This is a genomic window from Halomonas maura (assembly GCF_030409305.1).
Lineage (GTDB): Bacteria > Pseudomonadota > Gammaproteobacteria > Pseudomonadales > Halomonadaceae > Halomonas > Halomonas maura.
The window spans coordinates 163634-180239 of sequence record NZ_JAUFPQ010000018.1 but is presented as its reverse complement, the minus strand read 5'-3'; the positions used below and the strand labels follow the sequence as shown (position 1 = coordinate 180239).

Annotated in this window: 17 protein-coding genes; 9 read left to right on the top strand and 8 right to left on the bottom strand. The window is 66.7% G+C overall.

The annotated features are described in order from the left end of the window. Positions 1–44 precede the first annotated feature (44 nt). On the bottom strand, positions 45–911 hold the full coding sequence (locus QWY76_RS12925; protein ID WP_290311672.1) for a LysR family transcriptional regulator: 867 nt from the start codon (positions 909–911) through the stop codon (positions 45–47). Positions 912–1354: 443 nt separating this feature from the next. Between QWY76_RS12925 and QWY76_RS12920 the strand changes: the two genes are divergently transcribed. The 3 genes from QWY76_RS12920 to QWY76_RS20125 all read left to right on the top strand — a co-directional run bounded on the left by QWY76_RS12920 (position 1355) and on the right by QWY76_RS20125 (position 2762). Beyond that, the gene (locus QWY76_RS12920; RefSeq protein ID WP_290311671.1) at positions 1355–1555 is read left to right on the top strand and encodes an NAD(P)H-dependent oxidoreductase; all 201 of its coding nucleotides are present in this window, start codon (positions 1355–1357) and stop codon (positions 1553–1555) included. 15 nt (positions 1556–1570) lie between these two features. Then, positions 1571–1741: a hypothetical protein gene (locus QWY76_RS12915; RefSeq protein ID WP_290311670.1), complete on the top strand. Its 171-nt coding sequence runs from the start codon at positions 1571–1573 to the stop codon at positions 1739–1741. A 757-nt stretch (positions 1742–2498) separates the two neighbouring features. After that, positions 2499–2762 (top strand): transposase, encoded by a 264-nt coding sequence (locus tag QWY76_RS20125; RefSeq protein WP_353960410.1) that lies wholly within the window; start codon positions 2499–2501, stop codon positions 2760–2762. A gap of 567 nt (positions 2763–3329) precedes the next feature. On the opposite strand, the gene QWY76_RS12910 is transcribed toward QWY76_RS20125, so the two are convergent. Beyond that, complete coding sequence (locus tag QWY76_RS12910) at positions 3330–4232, bottom strand: substrate-binding domain-containing protein (RefSeq protein ID WP_290311669.1); 903 nt, start codon at positions 4230–4232, stop codon at positions 3330–3332. 120 nt (positions 4233–4352) lie between these two features. Here QWY76_RS12910 and QWY76_RS12905 point away from each other — a divergent pair, with 120 nt between their 5' ends. From QWY76_RS12905 to QWY76_RS12890, 4 genes are all read left to right on the top strand, one after another. After that, positions 4353–5057, top strand: a complete 705-nt coding sequence (locus QWY76_RS12905) for an ABC transporter permease (protein ID WP_290311667.1) — start codon at positions 4353–4355, stop codon at positions 5055–5057. Continuing rightward, positions 5054–5782 (top strand): ATP-binding cassette domain-containing protein, encoded by a 729-nt coding sequence (locus QWY76_RS12900; RefSeq protein WP_290311665.1) that lies wholly within the window; start codon positions 5054–5056, stop codon positions 5780–5782. The genes QWY76_RS12905 and QWY76_RS12900 overlap by 4 nt, the downstream gene beginning before the upstream one ends. 62 nt (positions 5783–5844) lie before the next feature. Then, on the top strand, positions 5845–6654 hold the full coding sequence (locus QWY76_RS12895; protein ID WP_290311664.1) for an ABC transporter substrate-binding protein: 810 nt from the start codon (positions 5845–5847) through the stop codon (positions 6652–6654). 83 nt (positions 6655–6737) lie between these two features. After that, positions 6738–7049, top strand: coding sequence for a hypothetical protein (locus QWY76_RS12890; RefSeq protein WP_290311663.1), 312 nt, complete (start codon positions 6738–6740; stop codon positions 7047–7049). A 15-nt stretch (positions 7050–7064) separates the two neighbouring features. Here the strand turns inward: QWY76_RS12890 and QWY76_RS12885 are convergent, their stop codons facing one another. From QWY76_RS12885 to QWY76_RS12860, 6 genes are all read right to left on the bottom strand, one after another. Continuing rightward, positions 7065–8630: a M6 family metalloprotease domain-containing protein gene (locus QWY76_RS12885; protein ID WP_290311662.1), complete on the bottom strand. Its 1566-nt coding sequence runs from the start codon at positions 8628–8630 to the stop codon at positions 7065–7067. A gap of 56 nt (positions 8631–8686) precedes the next feature. Further along, complete coding sequence (locus QWY76_RS12880) at positions 8687–9052, bottom strand: YbaY family lipoprotein (protein ID WP_290311661.1); 366 nt, start codon at positions 9050–9052, stop codon at positions 8687–8689. A gap of 9 nt (positions 9053–9061) precedes the next feature. After that, entirely contained in the window at positions 9062–9634 is a 573-nt protein-coding gene (locus QWY76_RS12875) for a hypothetical protein (RefSeq protein WP_290311660.1), read from the bottom strand. A gap of 63 nt (positions 9635–9697) precedes the next feature. Further along, the gene (locus tag QWY76_RS12870) at positions 9698–9916 is read right to left on the bottom strand and encodes a hypothetical protein (RefSeq protein ID WP_290311659.1); all 219 of its coding nucleotides are present in this window, start codon (positions 9914–9916) and stop codon (positions 9698–9700) included. Between the two features lie 68 nt (positions 9917–9984). After that, complete coding sequence (gene legP / locus QWY76_RS12865) at positions 9985–11010, bottom strand: Dot/Icm T4SS effector Zinc-dependent metalloprotease LegP (protein WP_290311657.1); 1026 nt, start codon at positions 11008–11010, stop codon at positions 9985–9987. 426 nt (positions 11011–11436) lie between these two features. Next, a complete protein-coding gene (locus QWY76_RS12860) occupies positions 11437–13338 on the bottom strand; it encodes a serine hydrolase domain-containing protein (protein ID WP_290311656.1) in 1902 nt (633 codons plus the stop codon). A 352-nt stretch (positions 13339–13690) separates the two neighbouring features. On the opposite strand from QWY76_RS12860, the gene QWY76_RS12855 reads away from it, so the two are divergent. Continuing rightward, positions 13691–14860, top strand: coding sequence for an isovaleryl-CoA dehydrogenase (locus tag QWY76_RS12855; protein WP_290311654.1), 1170 nt, complete (start codon positions 13691–13693; stop codon positions 14858–14860). A 135-nt stretch (positions 14861–14995) separates the two neighbouring features. Continuing rightward, on the top strand, positions 14996–16603 hold the full coding sequence (locus QWY76_RS12850) for a carboxyl transferase domain-containing protein (RefSeq protein ID WP_290311653.1): 1608 nt from the start codon (positions 14996–14998) through the stop codon (positions 16601–16603). Positions 16604–16606: the final 3 nt, after the last annotated feature.

The window sequence follows — 16606 nt, the reverse complement described above, 5'->3', positions numbered from 1 at the left end:
GTTTTCCTGCCCTCAGGTTCTGTACGAAAAGTCAGCACGTACGCTCAGGCCGGCTCGGCCACCTGGGAAACCACCAGGTGCTCGGCAATGCCGTCCGCCAGTGCCGTCAACACTGCCTGGTCGCCGGCCGGGCTGGTCATGAGCATGAACTCTGCATCGGGCAAGGCGGGGAGACCGTACTCCGATGTCAAGGCCACCAAGCCCGAGGTCAGTTGACTGGCCGGCATAGGGGCCAGGGCGAATTCGCTCTCGGCCGCCGCCCGCAGGCTGGCACCACTCGTGCACAGCATGGCCGTGCGCTGGGCAATCCCCGACAGCGCCAGTTTCGACAGGGCGGCTTCCCGGTAGGGACATGGCTCGGGAAACAGGGCCAGAGGCAGGGGGGCCGACAAACGGACCGGAGCCCGCTCGGCCCAGGCCCAAACCATGGGTTCGCGCCACAGCAACCGCCCCGGTTCGTGCGTACCGCACTGGGCCCCCAGGACCAGGTCCACGTCTCCCCGCTTCATCGCAGTGACCATATCGCCGGGGATGCCGACATGAACCCCGATATCGACCCCGGGGTTGTCATCCATGAAGCTCTTCAGTGTCTGCAACAGAAGCGGATGCGCGCAATCCTCGGCGACACCCAGGCGAACGTTGCTCTGATACTTCGATCGCGAGAGTTGCGTCATGGCATCCCGGTTCAGGGCGAGAATCGCGCGAGCATACCCTGCCAGGCATTCACCATCCGGCGTCACTTCGAAGGCCCGCGTGGTACGCTGCAGTAGCGGCTTGCCGACCTGAGCTTCCAGTCGACGCAGATGGCCGCTGATCGCCGGCTGGGTCAAGTGAAGACGGTGGGCAGCCCGAGTGAAACTGCCCTCGTCGATGACGGCGACAAAGCTCCTCAGCAATAGTAGATCGAGCATGGGTATATCATTCCATGATAAATATTGTCACGCCATCTTATATATCGTTAAGGCAGCTCCGGCATCTGCCACCACTTTTCCGATCTTGTGGAGAATAGCAGAAGCTTGGAAAGTTACACATTCAGCTTCATGATCAATACCATCATGTAACGCAATTTATCTTTTCTTATGCGGCGTGTTTGCATAGGGTGCCCCACACACAGACATCACGAGCAATGACCACCATCCTGCATATCGAGTCTTCCCCGCGAAAGCAGCGCTCGGCTTCCTGAAGGTTGCCCGAGAGTTCATCTTTCACTATCGACAGCGCCATCCGTCCACAGCGGTCAAGAGCCTGGACCTCTGGACTGCGAGCCCTCCTGACATCGATGAAGATGCCTTGTCAGCAAAATACGCCGGCCTCAACGGAGCCTCCCTGACCTCGGCTCAGGAGCATGCCTGGAATGAGCTACGCTCCCGCGGCGCCTGTGCATGAGGCGGACATCCTCGTCTTGTCCGTGCCTCTCTGGAATTTCACCATTTCCTATAAACTCAAGCACTTCATCGACCTCGTCTCGCAGATGGAGATTTTCTTCTCGTTCGGTCCCGAGGCAGGATTCAGTGGGCTGCAGGAGAACAACAGAGCGGTCGTCGACTACGCGTGAGGCCTCGACTATCGAATGGAATCCTTGACCCCCGCCCAAGGGTTCGACTTTCAGAAACCCTACATTGAGGCATGGCTACGATTCATCGGCATCACCGATGCCTCCTCCTTGATCGTCGAGAAGACGCTGCTCGACAATCACGTCGATACGGAATCCAGGGCGCTGGCCAACTGCCAGGCCCAGTAGCTCGCCGCCATCCTTGCGTCCCCCCATCTCACCAGGCCGTCGCCTTGGTTCACCTGATCCCTGACCGGCCTTCGCGGGCTCGAACGTGGCTCGCGCCTGGGACGAAAGCCTCCGCACCAGGTCAGGTGCTGCCGGGCAGCGACGCATCCCGCTTGTCCCTGCTCATCATCGCCCCCCCCATTCCCGCAACGCGAGTCGTAATTCAGGAGGTGTGGCAACGGCTCAACAGCAAGGTGATTAGTCAATCACGCCATCAATTCGGCAAGCACATATGACATTCAGCCGCAAAAAAACCACCAAGGCCTGTATTGTTATCGGGTGATTGATCCTCTCCGCTCTTCTTGCATATCGCTGGCCGTTCTGCATGGCAGCAGACACAGGGCTAAATAACATCAATCGATGCCGTGCACCATCGAATGACATATGGTAAGCCCACTGATGCTCAGTACTACAGCCGCAATTGAACAACTGACAATGCATGTGATTGATAGGGAAGCGATTACATGCTGAAGGATGCAAGAGCTCGATCTCTGTCTCAGCATTGTCGGATGACCTGGCGGATCGGTTAGGCCCGCGCTTTCCCCGTTCGGAAATGCGCGATCGCGCTGCGCTATCTCCAGGGGCTGCTCAGTCATTGCGAACGTACGAATAGCTGGCATCTTGCCGAGTGGCTCGGGGATGCCACCCCGGATGGGATGCAGTACTTGTCGGATCGCGCCCTGGACTTGCACAAGGCCTGGACACAGGATCGTGAGCGTTGCCGGCGTGCCCGGATTCCCGATGTCGTCGGCTTTCCAACAAGCCAGAGCTCGCCCGTCGCATGCTGGAGCATGCGCTGGACCAGGGGATACCGGCCTCCCGGGTGACGAGGGATAGCGTCTATGGTGGCAACCGCAGCCTGCGTCTTTGGCTGTGGGATCGTGCCCACCGCTTTGTTTTAGCAGTGACTTGCAACGAACCCTTGTGGTGGCAGAGCTCACTACACGCGAGCCGACGAGATCGCGGCGGCACTGTCGGATGACACGCGGCGGACATCATCCGCCGGCTCGGGCACGAACGCTGTACGACTGGACCATGGCATCCCTGATGAGGCTGCAGCCTTCGGAAGAGGCGCGTCGATAAAACTGTTGCCGACAGGATCCAGTGGACATCCCGAGATCAGGCGGTTGATCGCTCGATGGCTATGGCACGGACAACAGGCCTTGTCACATGTCCTTCAATGGTCGGACTGACGACGAAAGCATCGGTACCGGCTTGGCAGTGCCATTGTCGGCAGCAGCGAGCCCGGATGGCGGCTCATGAATAATCACCACTATCGTTACGGCTGTAGTGTTGGAGGGTGTTTACAAATCTCTCCGGCTATGTGAGTTAATCAGGGGAGCGTCCTTGTGGCGCGTGATACCTGCCTCCTGAAGCGCCTTGCTCAGGGTGCCGATGTACAACGAGATGCCAGTCCTGTCGGCACACACATCGCGAATTTCACCGATCGTGCCGCTCATATCCGGGACCGTGGGTGATTGCAGCTGGACACCAGAGCACTGGAGCAGGGTTCGCTGTGACTCGCCCAGGATATCTCAGGCATCACTGTTCAGGCGTTGTAGGTCACCCGGCCGAGTTCGCCGACGTCGTAGCCGCCGAGCGCCTCGGCGCGCTCGCGAAAGCGCGGCTCCCGGGCGAAGGCCAACAGCCGCTGCAGCGGCGGCTCGAAGTAGCTGCGTCGGCGCAGGGCCAGGTCGAAGGCCTCGTCGTGGAGCGCCACGAAGGCCAGCCCCTGGCGCCGGGCGGCGGCCTCCACCCCGAGCCCCGCGTCGGCCTCGCCCTGGCGAATGGCCAGCGCCAGGTCGTCCTCGCTGAGCGAGGGATGAGCGGTGACGGCGAGCCGCTCGGCTGCCACCCCGGCCCGTCGCAGCAGCCAGCCCAGCAGCCGCTGGGCCCCGGCCCCGGCCTGGCGATGGGCGAGCCGCACCCCCGGCCGGGCCAGGTCGGCCAGCCGCATGATGCCCAGGGGATTGTCCGGGGCCAACAGCAGCCCCTGGCGTCGCGTCGCCCAGCGCACCATCACCAGGTCGCGCAGGCCGGCAAGCCCCAGGGCCTCGGGCCGGTTGTAGCGCCCGCTGACCTCGTCCACCAGGTGCAGGCCGGCCACCATGGCCTCCCCGGCGAGCAGGCGACGCACGCCATCCCCGCTGCCGTGGCACAGGGTAGCCAGACCCGCCCCGCTCTCGCGCACCGCCCATTCCAGCAGCGGGTCCTGGCTGCCGGCGAGCACCGCCGGCACCGGACGGCTTCCCGGCTGGTCGCCCTCCAGGTGGCTCATCAGCCACAGGTCGATGCTCTGGCGGGGAAACAGCAGCTTGCCGGTGGCCCGGGTGCAGGGGATCTGCCCCTGGCGCACCAGGTCATAGACCTTGCGCGGCTTGAGGCGCAGGTACTCGGCCACCTCGGCGGTGGTCAGGTAGGCCGGCCCGGCCCCGCTGAGGTCCGTCGTCATTCCCTCGCCTCCCGTCGCCCTCGGAATGTCATTATCAGGTGTTTTGCTGCATATTTTTCACTACCCGATGCAAGCAGCTTACACAGGGCACATCATGCCTGGAAACGTCAGGAGAATGGGATGCCCCAGCACGACTCCGCCTTCGCCACCGCGCTCGCGCTGATCCTCGACCTGGATCCGGCGCTGCTCGGCATCGTCGTGCTGTCGCTCAAGGTCTCGCTGACGGCGGTGCTGATCGCCGCGCTGCTGGGCCTGCCGCTGGGCGCCGCCCTGGCGCTGTGGCGCTTCCCGGGACGCGGCGTGCTGGTGGTGGTGCTCAACGCCCTGATGGGCCTGCCGCCGGTGGTGGCCGGCCTGGCGGTCTACCTGCTGCTGTCCCGGGCCGGCCCGCTGGGCGACCTCGGGCTGCTGTTCACCCCCGGCGCCATGGTGGTGGCCCAGCTGCTGCTGGTGCTGCCGATCATCGCCGCCCTGACCCGCCAGCAGGTGGAGGAACTGCACCTGGAATACCGCGAGCAGCTGCGCTCCCTGGGCCTGTCCCGCACGCGCATGATCCCCACCCTGCTGTGGGACGCCCGCCTCGGCCTGATGACGGTGGTGCTGGCCGGCTTCGGCCGGGCCAGCGCCGAGGTCGGCGCGGTGATGATCGTCGGCGGCAATATCGACGGGGTGACCCGGGTGATGACCACGGCCATCGTGCTCGAGACCAGCAAGGGCAACCTGCCCCTGGCGCTGGGCCTGGGCATCGTGCTGCTCGGCCTGGTGGCGCTGGTCAACGCCGCGGCGCACCTGGTCGGCGAGACGGCGAGGAGGCGGCTGGGATGAACGACATGCTCCAGCTCCACACCCCGGCCTGCATCGCGCCCCTCGAACTCGAGGGGCTGGGCTTCCACCACCGTGGCCAGGCGCTGCTGAGCGATCTCTGCCTGCGTCTGGACGGCTGCCGGCGCACCCTGGTGCTGGGACCCAACGGCGCCGGCAAGAGCCTGCTGATGCGCCTGGCCCATGGCCTGCTGCCGCCCACCCATGGGCGGGTCCGCTGGCAGGGCGAGATCCCCCGCCAGGCCATGGTCTTCCAGCGCCCGGTGTTGCTCAAGCGCTCCGCCCTGGACAACCTCTGCTACGCGCTGGGCGTCAACGGCACGCCCTGGCGCCGCCGCCGCCCCCTGGCCCGGGAGGCCCTGGAGCGCTTCGGCCTGGGCGCGCTGGCCCGCCGCCCGGCCCGGGTGCTGTCCGGTGGTGAGCAGCAGCGCCTGGCGCTGGCCCGTGCCTGGCTGCTCGAACCCCGGATGCTGTTCCTCGACGAGCCCACCTCGGCGCTGGACCCTGCCGCCATCAAGGCGGTGGAGGATGCCGTGACCGACTTCCACCGGCGTGGCACGCGCATCCTGATGAGTACCCACGACCTGCACCAGGCCCGTCGCCTGGCCGACGAGGTGATCTTCCTCTGCGGCGGCCGGCTCCTCGAGCATACCCCGGCCGAGCGTTTCTTCACGGCCCCCGCCACCCCGCAGGCGGCGGCCTTCCTGCGCGGGGAGCTGGTCTGGTAGCCCCGCCCATCGCCATCACGACCGCCATCGCAACCACGCAACGCCACACAAGGATGCCAAGCATGCGTACAGGACTCACCCTCGCCACCCTCGGCCTGATGGGCCTCTCGATGACCGCCGTCGCCCAGGACGAGGCGCCCTACATCACCCTGGCCTCGACCACCTCCACCGAGAACTCGGGCCTGTTCGACGCCATCATCCCGCAGTTCCGCGAGGCCAGCGGCATCGCGGTGCGGGTGGTCGCCGTAGGCACCGGCCAGGCCTTCGAGATCGCCCGCCGCGGCGACGCCGACAGCCTGCTGGTGCACGACACCGAGGGCGAGGAGCGCTTCGTCGCCGACGGCTACGCCAGCGAGCGGGCCGACGTGATGTACAACGACTTCGTGATCATCGGCCCGGCCGAGGACCCGGCGGGCATCCGTGAGGCCGAGAGCGTCGAACAGGCCTTCTCGCGGATCGCCCAGGCCGAGGCTCCCTTCGCTTCCCGGGGCGACGACAGCGGCACCAACCGGGCCGAACTGCGCCTGTGGGACGCCGCCGGCATCGAACCCGGCGGCGAGTGGTATCGCGAGCTGGGCAGTGGCATGGGGCCGACGCTCAACACCGCCGCCGGCATGGACGCCTACGTGATGTCGGACCGCGCCACCTGGGTGGCCTTCGACAACCGCCAGAACCTCGAGCTGCTCTTCGAGGGCGACGAGGCGCTGTTCAACCAGTACGGCAGCCTGCGGCTCTCTGCGGAGACACACCCGCACCTCAAGCACGACCTGGCCGCGCAGTGGCACGACTGGCTGCTCTCCGACGAGGGTCAGCAGGCCATCGCCGCCTTCGAGGTGAAGGGCCAGCAGCTGTTCTTCCCCAACGCCGACTGAGCGGTCGCGCCCGGCGACGCTGGCCCGCTTGGCATAGACTGGAAGCACGGGCGCCACAGCCGTTATGACGGGGAGGAGTGCCGGTGGCCACGACCGGACCAGGCGGCATCACGGCGCCGCCCAACCACTGCGACGTCAAGGGCAAGCTGGTGTCGCTCGAGCGGTCGGCCCGCTTCCCCGACAAGCACGAGCTGACCTTCGCGTTGCTGGCCTCCTCTCCTCGCGAGGGTCCCGACCTGGCCCAGCGCCGAGTGGGCACCACCGTGGCGGGCTTTACCTTCGAGCCGACCGCCGGCCTCCACCCGGGGTGCGTCTTCCTGGCGGAGGCCGAGTATCTCGGCGATGCCCGGCACGGCCTGTTCCAGCTCTCCCGGCTGAGGCAGGCCGAGCCGTGACAGGTGCCCACCCCGCTACAGCAGGTACATGCGGTAGAGCGTGTCACCATCGGCATAGACACTGACCTGATGGCCGCTGGCCTGCGCCTCGCACAGGGCCAGGAAGGTGTTGGTCACCCCATCGGCACTGCCCGCCTCGATCTTGCGCCAGCCGAGCCCCTGGACGCTCGCCCAGGCATTCTGCGAGTGATAGGTGCTGTAGGTCTTGAGCACCGCCCTGTTGTGGTGCCACGCCTTGATGGCCACGCCTCCCACGTTGATGTCGGCCGTGATGGTGTCCCCCACCCGCTGGATGGCGGTCACCGCCACCCGGGAATCCGAGCCGTCGTAGGCCTTGCTGTCCGGCGTGGTATCCACGGCGAAGGCGTCGTTGCCGACGGTGGGATAGGGATCCTCCGCATCCCCGGCGTTGGCGTTGCTGTTCAGGTGCGCCTGGCCATCGGCCTGCTCGATATTGACCAGGTAGTGGGTCTCGTCAGTGTTGTTGGACTGGTTGTCATCGACATGCTCGATGAGGCAGCCCGCCCCCGGCAGGTGGGTGTCGAACCCCGCCTGCTGGCGGTTGGAGACGAGGAAGTACTCCTTGCTGTCGGCGCTGCCGATGGGCAAGCGGTAGACGTCGGGGTGGCTGGCGTAGGGTTGCAGTGTCACGCTCTGCTGGGCATTGAAGATCGTCGTCGGCGTGACCCAGCCCGCCTTGACCTTGCACCAGGCGGTGGGGTGCGCGGGGGTATGGCCCCCGTCGTTCCAGCTGCCGCCGGCCATCAGGTCCCAGCGTCCCGTGCCCCGTGAGGTGTAGTCAGTGTCGTAGAGATCCGGCCACTTCATCAGCAGGTGGCCGAGCTCATGGGCCATGACCCCCACGCGACCGTCCTCCGGCGCCATGAAGTAGTTCCTCACCTGGACGCCATCGACGGTCCGCGGGGTAATGCCCCACTTGTGGGACCAGATATCGCCGGTGTCGCCGGTCACCTCTCCCCCCGAGCCGGCGGCGATGATGACCAGCGCATCGACCACGCCGTCGCCGTCGTTGTCATAATCGGCGAAGTTGACGTGCGGGGCGGCCAGGTCGACGACGTCCTCGACCAGCTTCTGGGCGTTGCGGGGATAGGCGCCGAACCCATAGTCGCCATTGGTGTAGTAGGCCTTGGTCTGGGGCGCGCGGTACCAGCCCGCGGTGTCGCCGCCGGTGCCGCTGACCTCGCCGGTGACGTCGAGCTGGTGGTAGGACGCTTCCCGGTAGTAGTCACGCATGCTGCCGGTGGCATGGCTGCCCACCGAGAACAGCATGTCCTGGTAGTGGCCCTGGGACTGAGTCGCCGCCGCGTCGGAGAAGTCCACCAGCAGCACGAGCGCCCGGCGCACGCCGGTGATGGGCGCGAAGTCGACCCTATGGGAGATGAGGGTGTGGGCCCGCGTCTTGGGCGGGCGGGTCAGGATGCGCGTCACGCTGCGCAGGTCGAGGACATCGGCCGTGGGCGCGTCGGGCAGGGTGTGCCCGGCCAGCAGTTCCTGGCGCGAGCGGATGATGCGTTCTTCCAGCTCCGGCGAGGGAGGGACGATGCAACGCTGGTCACACATGGGGGCCTCCTCGGGGAATCCCGTGCCGGCCGCCTCACCACCCTCGTCACCTGCGGCTACGCGATCTGCTTCACGCTGAGCGTCACGCGGTCCGGATGCCCGAACGTCAGCACCGGGAAGCTCTGCACGGTGACGAGATCGCCCGGTGCCAGCTGGCCGCTGCCGTCGAGGTCGACATGGGCGCGTACCGAGTAGTGCGCGGCGGGGTCGACGGGATCCCCCCTCAAATCGAAATCGAACCGGGACACCTCACCCGCCCGATGGTGAAGGTTGGGAATCGACGCCCTGGCCACGGGCGTGGCGGGCGCGTCGCTGCGACTGACGTCCTCGAGGTAGACGTGAAGGATGGCGCCGGAAAAGCTCGCCACCTCCCCGCCAAGGACGAGGACGCCATGGACACGGGCTGGGGCAGGTGGCGACATCGGTTCGGATCACTTCCTGGTCTTGGGGGGCTTGGGCGATGCGGCAGACTTGCCTGCCGAACGCTTGCTCCCGGGATCGCCACCTGCCTCGCCGTCGTCCATCGCCGGCGCATCGGGGGCCTCGGGGCCGGGCGGCGCCTCGGCCGACACGCCCGCCTCGGCCTCGGCGGCCATGAGATCCGGCGGTGGCGGCGCTTCGGCCATGGCCGAAGCGGCTGCACCGAGGGCCTCATCGGGCGGTGGCGCCACGTCACCATCGCCCTCGGCGAAGGCGGCACCCACGACTTCCTCGGGCGGCGGCCCCTCGCCCACGTCACCCAGAGTGAAGGCGACTCCCCCCACCTCCTCGGGCGGCGGCCCCTCGCCCACGTCACCCAGAGTGAGGGCGGCTCCCCCCAGCGGCTCGGGGGGAGGTGCTGCCGCCAGGTCCCCCTGGAGCATGGCGGCGCCTGCACTCCCGTCGGGCGGCGGTCCCTCGGCGGCCCCGGCATCGAGGGAGGTGACCACCCCGCCCCCGGCTCCCTGGGGCATGGCATCCCCGGCGGGCATGTTGATATTGATGTTGATCGTGTCCGGGCACATCTCTGTTCTCCTGTCCTCTTCGAGGCCGTCGTGCCGGCTCGGCATCGCGCGCAGCGCCCCGGGTCAATTCATGTAGGCTCGCTCGATGCGGTTATCCACGATATAGACGTTCACGGTCCGGTTGTTCGCCTTGGCGGCACTCAGCAGGCAAAAGGTATTGGTCACGCCATCCGTCGCGCCGGTCTTGATCTTTCGCCAGCCCATCCCCTGGATATTGGCCCAGGCATTCTGCGAGTGATGCGTGCTGTACACCTGCTGGACCGTTTTGCCGTTGTTCCACATGGTCGTCGCCCCCTCTTGTTCATGGAATCGTCAGGCCGTGTGAGCTGCCCTGGCGGCAGGGCGTGCCGCTAGAGCAGGTACATCCGATACAGCTTGTTACCATCGGCATAGACGCTGACGTTCCGGTTGTTGGCCTGTGCGTCGCACAGGGCCAGGAAGGTGTTGGTGATGCCATCCGCACTGCCCGTCTCGACCTTTCGCCATCCCAGGTCCTGGAGATAGGCCCAGGCATTCTGGGCATGGTGGGTACTGTAGGTCTTGAGCACCGCCTTGTTGCCATGCCAGGTGGTGTACATGGCGTGGATCGTGGCGATGTCGTGATCGCTCAGGGCGTTTCGCTGACCGATGGCGATCCCCGGGGGAAGGGTGGTGATCGTGGGCTGGCCATTCTTGGAGAAGGCGGTCCCCGGATAGTGCATGATGGAGCCGTAGTCGTAGGACCCATAGTCGTCGCCGTCGGTGATGTGCTGGTTGAAATTGTGCTCCCGGCCCGACTGGATGTTGTCCCAGTGCACGACGATATGGGAGTCCCGATCCTCACGACTCTGCTCGTGCCACAGGCCCAGCGCATGGCCGATCTCGTGGATCGCATTGCCGGTGCTGCAGCCTCCCGCGAGGCTGATGTCCTGCTTGCCGCCCTGCATGCCGACATAGGACCAGCAGCCCGAGCCGGCCATGAAGTGCACGTAGTCGGGATACTGGCCCGCATTGCCGGCGGTGCGATGCACGAAGCGGATATTGGTGTGTTGCTCCCAGTGCGCGATCGCATCCGTCACGCGGCTCTGGTTCGGCATGGCCGGGTCGATATCATAGGGCACCAGGGCATTCGGCCATCGATACTGCGCGCCGGTGATGCCCACGCCCAGTTCGATGGCGCCCTCGTCTCCGGCCTGCTGGGCGGCGCGGACGGCGGCCACCCTGGCTTCCATCTGCTCGACGGTGCCGAGCACGATGCAGCCCTCGAACACCGCCAGCCCATCCACCACCGAATACTGGACCGGCTTGTTCCTGAAGGTGACACCGGAAATGAAGCCTGTCCTGACATCGTCACTGGCCAACATGCCAAACTGGTAGTTATCGCTGTTCGTCGCCATTGCCCCCTCCCCAATCATGATGGCGTCAGGTGCATTCCGACTGGGTCCGAAACCCCATGGGGCCACAGTCCGGCAACAGGGATGCCTTCCGAATATCCGCGGGTTTCGGCGGAGAGCCCTCCTGACCGGAGGGCAGGTAGGCAGAATTTCATACCCTGTCACTCACGTTTATTAACTATTCCATATCTTACCTGTCAGACTTTGTTATGAGATGTAACGTTGGCAAAATTCAGTATAGTTTCGCCATCCATAGCCACAGAAAAAAAAAGCTAAAAACAAGCGACAACCAATAGCCGCTCTCAATATTAGAGGCTGTATTTATCGTTAATAAAGCCACAGCAATTAAATGAAGTAACTAATGTAAATATTGACGCGATCATGTGCCCGCAGGGCGCGTGTCCCGGTCGGTGCTATCCCAGGCGCCCCTCACCCCATCAGCACGAAGCCGTTGAACTGCCAGAAGATCACCAGCATCAGCGCGAGCAGCCCCGCCATGCCGGCATGACGCAGCCGGCGTCCCCAGCGCCAGCCGAACGAGCCCAGCGCCGGTGGCAGCAGCGCGAGGCTTCCAGCGGTGGCCGCCCCGGCCAGCATGGCGGCGGCCTGGCCGGCCACGAAGGCCGCCGACGGGAAGGCGAAGAACACCAGCCGGACGTTCATCAGCAGGGGCACGGCGCCCGCCAGCAGCAGCCCGAGACTCAGGGCCCACAGCGCCGCCGCCAGCACCGTCAGCCGCGACGCCCAGCGCACCACGGCTCGCCGGGGCGCCGGACGCCGCCAGCGGTCCACTGCCATGATCACCGCCACCAGGCACACCAGCCCGCCCACGCCGAGCCCCACCAGGCGCAGCCGGGGGTTGGCCAGCGGCCCCACCCGCTCCATCACCATGACCGGTTCCGGCACCGCCAGGTGGGTCACGGCCCCGCCGTCATCGGAGAGAAAGCGCAGCGACTCGCCGCTATCGGCCCGCCGGAAGTGCCCCTCGCCTTCCGCCGGCAGCAGGCGCACCTGATGCCCCCGGCCGCTCAGCACCAGTTGGCCGTCCCGGTCCAGGCGCACGCTGGCCATGTCATGGTTGAGCAGTGCCTCGACGGTGGTATAGGGCCGGCGGGTGGACAGGTAGTCCCCCGCATAGCGCTCCGGAGCCTCGACGCCGGCCGAGCTCGCGTTCGGCGGTGAGGCGGGGAAGTAGCGACGTACCAACTGCTCCACGAAGCCACGGATCAGCGCCTGGCCGCCGTTGCTGTTGGTGGTGATGAACACGCCAAGCCCGAGCTCGGGCATCAGCTGCAGGTCGGAGACGAAGTGCACGGTGCCCCCGCCATGGCCGATGGCCCGGTACCCGGCGATCTCGCTCTCGATGAAGCCGTGAGCCATGCCGGGCTGTCCGGGGACCACCCGGTAGTGGGTGCGCTGCATTTCACGGGCCGTGTCTGCCGACAGGATGCGCGCCTCGCCCAGGCGCCCCGCGTTGAGGTGCGCCCGCATGAAGCGCGCCATGTCGGTCGCCGTGGTAGACAGCGCCCCGGCCGGGCCGATGCCACCGATAAAGGTGAAGCCGCCCGGGCGGAAGCCGCCGTCGGCCCAGCGGTAGCCCTCGCTGACCCGTTCCCGCAGGGCCGGCGCCATGGGCGCTTGCTCGCGCTGGGGGCCCCAGGGCTCGCGGAAGGTGCTGTCGCGCATGCCCAGCGGGCCCAGCAGGTGGCGCTCCGCATAGCGTTCCCAGGACAGGCCGCTGACCTCGGCCACCACCAGGCCGGCCAGCGCCACGCCGTAGTTGGAGTAGGCCGGCCAACGGCCCGGTGGGCGGACCTGGGCCGGGCGGTGCCGGCGCAGGTAGTCGCGCAGCGACAGGACCGCCTCGGGGTCGTCCTCGAACAGATGGCCCATCACCGAGTCCTCGAAGCCCGGGGTGTGGGCCATCAGCTGGCGCAGAGTGATCGGGTCGGAGTAGCGGGTCGCCAGGGGCAGGTCCGGCAGGTAGTCGCGGATATCGGTATCCAGGTCGAGCCGGCCCTGCTCCACCAGCTGCATCACCGCCGTCCAGGTGAACAGCTTGGAGATCGAACCCGGGCGGAAGAGCGTTCGCTCGGCCACCACCGGGCGCCCGGCGTCGATGTCGGCCAGCCCGTAGCCCTTGGCCAGCACCAGCCGGTCGTCCTGGACCACCGCCACGCTGACCCCGGCCACCCGATGCGCCGCCATGCGCGCCGTGACGAAGCCGTCGACGAAGGCCTCGAGGTCCTGCCGGTCGATGGGCGCGGCCAGGCTCATCGCCGCCATCGACCAGGCCAGCAGTCCCAGCAGTCCCGTCACGATGCGCGTCATGCCCCCTCCCTCGCCCTGGATCGAAAGACCGGCGTCGTGACGAGTCTAGTCAGAAGGCGTCACCGTCGGGCGGTGACGGGCAATTCGAGCGCCACCGGGCGGCGAACGCCGCGAGGATGTCGTCCCCCGCCGGTCCCCTCTATCCTCAGGGGAAGGCAGGGCATCCGGCGCCCAGGCAGGTTTGCGGCGCGTCTCTCGGCGGCCGCCCTTGTTATCGACTGCGACCTTGGTCTACGCGGCTCGAGCTGCCCTTTACGTTAACGTAAACCTCGCCTAGGCTAGCGATATCGGTCCCTAATCTGCCCGGTGGGCCGACCTGCGGCCCACCCCCTGCATCATCACGGAGTTCGCCATGTACGCGCCTTACAAGCCCCTCGACTTCGGCCTCGACGAAACCCTCGACATGCTGCGCGACCAGGTCAATGCCTTCGCCCGCGACGAGATCGCCCCGCGCGCCGCCGAGATCGACGAGAAGAACGAGTTCCCCAACGACCTCTGGCAGAAGTTCGGCGACATGGGCCTGCTCGGCATCACCGTGCCGGACGAGGACGGCGGCAGCGGCATGGGCTACCTGGCACACTGCATCGCCATGGAGGAGATCTCCCGGGCCAGCGCCTCCGTGGGCCTGTCCTACGGCGCCCACTCCAACCTCTGCGTGAACCAGCTCAAGATCAATGCCTCGGCCGAGCAGAAGGCCAAGTACCTGCCCAAGCTGATCAGCGGCGAGCACGTGGGCGCACTGGCCATGTCCGAGCCGGGCGCCGGCTCCGACGTGGTCTCCATGAGGCTGCGCGCGCGCCAGGACGGCGATCGCTACATCCTCAACGGCAACAAGATGTGGATCACCAACGGCCCGGACGCCGACGTGCTGGTGGTCTACGCCAAGACCGACCCGGACGCCGGCTCCAGGGGCATCACCGCCTTCATCATCGAGAAGGGCATGCCCGGCTTCTCCACCGCCCAGAAGCTCGACAAGCTGGGCATGCGCGGCTCCAACACCTGCGAGCTGGTGTTCGAGGACTGCGCGGTGCCCGAGGCCAACGTGCTCGGCGAGGTCAACAAGGGCGCGCGCGTGCTGATGAGCGGTCTGGACTTCGAGCGCACCGTGCTGGCCGCCGGCCCCATCGGCATCATGCAGGCCGCCATGGACGTGGTCATCCCCTACATCCACGAGCGCAAGCAGTTCGACCAGTCGATCGGCGAGTTCCAGCTGGTGCAGGGCAAGGTGGCCGACATGTACACCACCCTCAACGCCTGCCGCGCCTACCTCTACAGCGTGGCGGCGGCCTGCGACCGCGGCCAGACCTCGCGCAAGGACGCCGCCGGCGTCATCCTCTACTGTGCGGAGAAGGCCACCCAAGTCGCGCTGGACGCCATCCAGCTGCTCGGCGGCAACGGCTACATCAACGAGTACCCCACCGGGCGGCTGTTGCGTGACGCCAAGCTCTACGAGATCGGCGCCGGCACCAGCGAGATCCGCCGCATGCTGATCGGCCGCGAGCTGTTCAACGAATCGGCTTAACACCAGCTATAAGCCGTAAGCTGGAAGGAAAATCACTTCGCATGAAGACACGCAGGCGTTCATCGCATCTGGATTGTTGCGGCGCACCCTCTACAGCTTAAGGCTTACAGCTTACGGCTCATCTCGGAGAGATGTATGTCCATCCTGACGTCCCAGATCAATTCGCGCAGCGACGGCTTCCAGGCCAACGACGCCTCGATGCGCGCCGAGGTCGGCAAGCTGCGCGAGCTGACCGCCGCCATCGCCCAGGGCGGCGGCGAGAAGGCCCGCGACCGCCACGAGTCCCGCGGCAAGCTGTTCGTGCGCGACCGCATCGACCACCTGCTCGACGAGGGCTCGCCCTTCCTCGAGTTCTCGGCGCTGGCCGCCCATGAGGTCTACGACAGCCCGGTGCCCGCCGCCGGCGTGGTCACCGGCATCGGCCGGGTGTCCGGCGTGGAGTGCGTGATCGTCGCCAACGACGCCACGGTCAAGGGCGGCACCTACTTCCCGCTGACCGTGAAGAAGCACCTGCGCGCCCAGGAGATCGCCCACAAGCACCGCCTGCCCTGCCTCTACCTGGTGGATTCCGGCGGCGCCTTCCTGCCCCGCCAGGACGAGGTCTTCCCGGACCGCGACCACTTCGGGCGCATCTTCTACAACCAGGCCACCCTCTCCGCCGAGGGCATCCCGCAGATCGCCGTGGTGATGGGCTCCTGCACCGCCGGCGGCGCCTACGTGCCGGCCATGGCCGACGAGTCGATCATCGTCAAGCAGCAGGGCACCATCTTCCTCGGCGGCCCGCCGCTGGTGAAGGCGGCCACCGGCGAGAGCATCAGCGCCGAGGACCTGGGCGGCGCCGACGTCCACGCCAAGCAGAGCGGCGTGGCCGACCACTATGCCGAGAACGATGCCCACGCCCTGCAGCTCGCCCGGCGCTGCGTGGCACGGCTCAACTGGCAGAAGCGCGGCCGGCTGGCCATGGCCGAGCCCAAGCCGCCGCGCCTCGACCCCGAGGAGCTCTACGGCATCGTCGGCACCGACCTCAAGAAGCCCTTCGAGGTGCGCGAGGTGATCGCCCGCATCGTCGACGACTCCGCCTTCGACGAGTTCAAGCGCTATTACGGCGACACCCTGGTCACCGGCTTCGCGCATATCCACGGCCACCCGGTGGGCATCATCGCCAACAACGGCGTGCTGTTCTCCGAGAGCGCCGTCAAGGGCGCCCACTTCATCGAGCTGTGCGCTCAAAGGAAAATCCCCTTGATTTTCCTACAAAATATTACCGGTTTTATGGTCGGCTCCAAGTACGAGCACGAGGGCATCGCCAAGCACGGCGCCAAGCTGGTCACCGCCGTGGCCTGCGCCAGGGTGCCCAAGTTCACCGTGCTGATCGGCGGCAGCTTCGGCGCCGGCAACTACGGCATGTGCGGCCGCGCCTTCGAGCCCAACCTGCTGTTCATGTGGCCCAACGCGCGCATCTCGGTGATGGGCGGCGAGCAGGCCGCCGGGGTGCTCGCCCAGGTCAAGCGCGAGCAGATCGAGCGCGAGGGCCGCGAGTGGTCCGCCGAGCAGGAGGCCGCCTTCAAGCAGCCGACCCGCGACCAGTACGAGCACCAGGGCCACCCCTACTACGCCAGCGCGCGGCTGTGGGACGATGGCGTGATCGATCCCGCCCAGACCCGCGACGTGCTGGGCCTGTCCCTGGCCGCCGCCATGAATGCCGAGGTGGAAGAGACCCGCTTCGGCGTGTTCCGGATGTGAGGT

Excerpts from the sequence above, each read along its gene's own strand:
- QWY76_RS12915 (WP_290311670.1), top strand. The coding sequence starts at position 1,571 with ATGGAATCCTTGACCCCCGCCCAAGGGTTCGACTTTCAGAAACCCTAC.
- QWY76_RS12905 (WP_290311667.1), top strand. The coding sequence starts at position 4,353 with ATGCCCCAGCACGACTCCGCCTTCGCCACCGCGCTCGCGCTGATCCTC.
- QWY76_RS12895 (WP_290311664.1), top strand. The coding sequence starts at position 5,845 with ATGCGTACAGGACTCACCCTCGCCACCCTCGGCCTGATGGGCCTCTCG.
- QWY76_RS12910 (WP_290311669.1), bottom strand. The coding sequence starts at position 4,232 with ATGACGACGGACCTCAGCGGGGCCGGGCCGGCCTACCTGACCACCGCC.
- legP (WP_290311657.1), bottom strand. The coding sequence starts at position 11,010 with ATGGCGACGAACAGCGATAACTACCAGTTTGGCATGTTGGCCAGTGAC.
- QWY76_RS12855 (WP_290311654.1), top strand. The coding sequence starts at position 13,691 with ATGTACGCGCCTTACAAGCCCCTCGACTTCGGCCTCGACGAAACCCTC.
- QWY76_RS12860 (WP_290311656.1), bottom strand. The coding sequence starts at position 13,338 with ATGACGCGCATCGTGACGGGACTGCTGGGACTGCTGGCCTGGTCGATG.
- QWY76_RS12870 (WP_290311659.1), bottom strand. The coding sequence starts at position 9,916 with ATGTGGAACAACGGCAAAACGGTCCAGCAGGTGTACAGCACGCATCAC.
- QWY76_RS12850 (WP_290311653.1), top strand. The coding sequence starts at position 14,996 with ATGTCCATCCTGACGTCCCAGATCAATTCGCGCAGCGACGGCTTCCAG.
- QWY76_RS12880 (WP_290311661.1), bottom strand. The coding sequence starts at position 9,052 with ATGTCGCCACCTGCCCCAGCCCGTGTCCATGGCGTCCTCGTCCTTGGC.
- QWY76_RS12900 (WP_290311665.1), top strand. The coding sequence starts at position 5,054 with ATGAACGACATGCTCCAGCTCCACACCCCGGCCTGCATCGCGCCCCTC.
- QWY76_RS12920 (WP_290311671.1), top strand. The coding sequence starts at position 1,355 with ATGAGCTACGCTCCCGCGGCGCCTGTGCATGAGGCGGACATCCTCGTC.
- QWY76_RS12885 (WP_290311662.1), bottom strand. The coding sequence starts at position 8,630 with ATGTGTGACCAGCGTTGCATCGTCCCTCCCTCGCCGGAGCTGGAAGAA.
- QWY76_RS12925 (WP_290311672.1), bottom strand. The coding sequence starts at position 911 with ATGCTCGATCTACTATTGCTGAGGAGCTTTGTCGCCGTCATCGACGAG.
- QWY76_RS12875 (WP_290311660.1), bottom strand. The coding sequence starts at position 9,634 with ATGTGCCCGGACACGATCAACATCAATATCAACATGCCCGCCGGGGAT.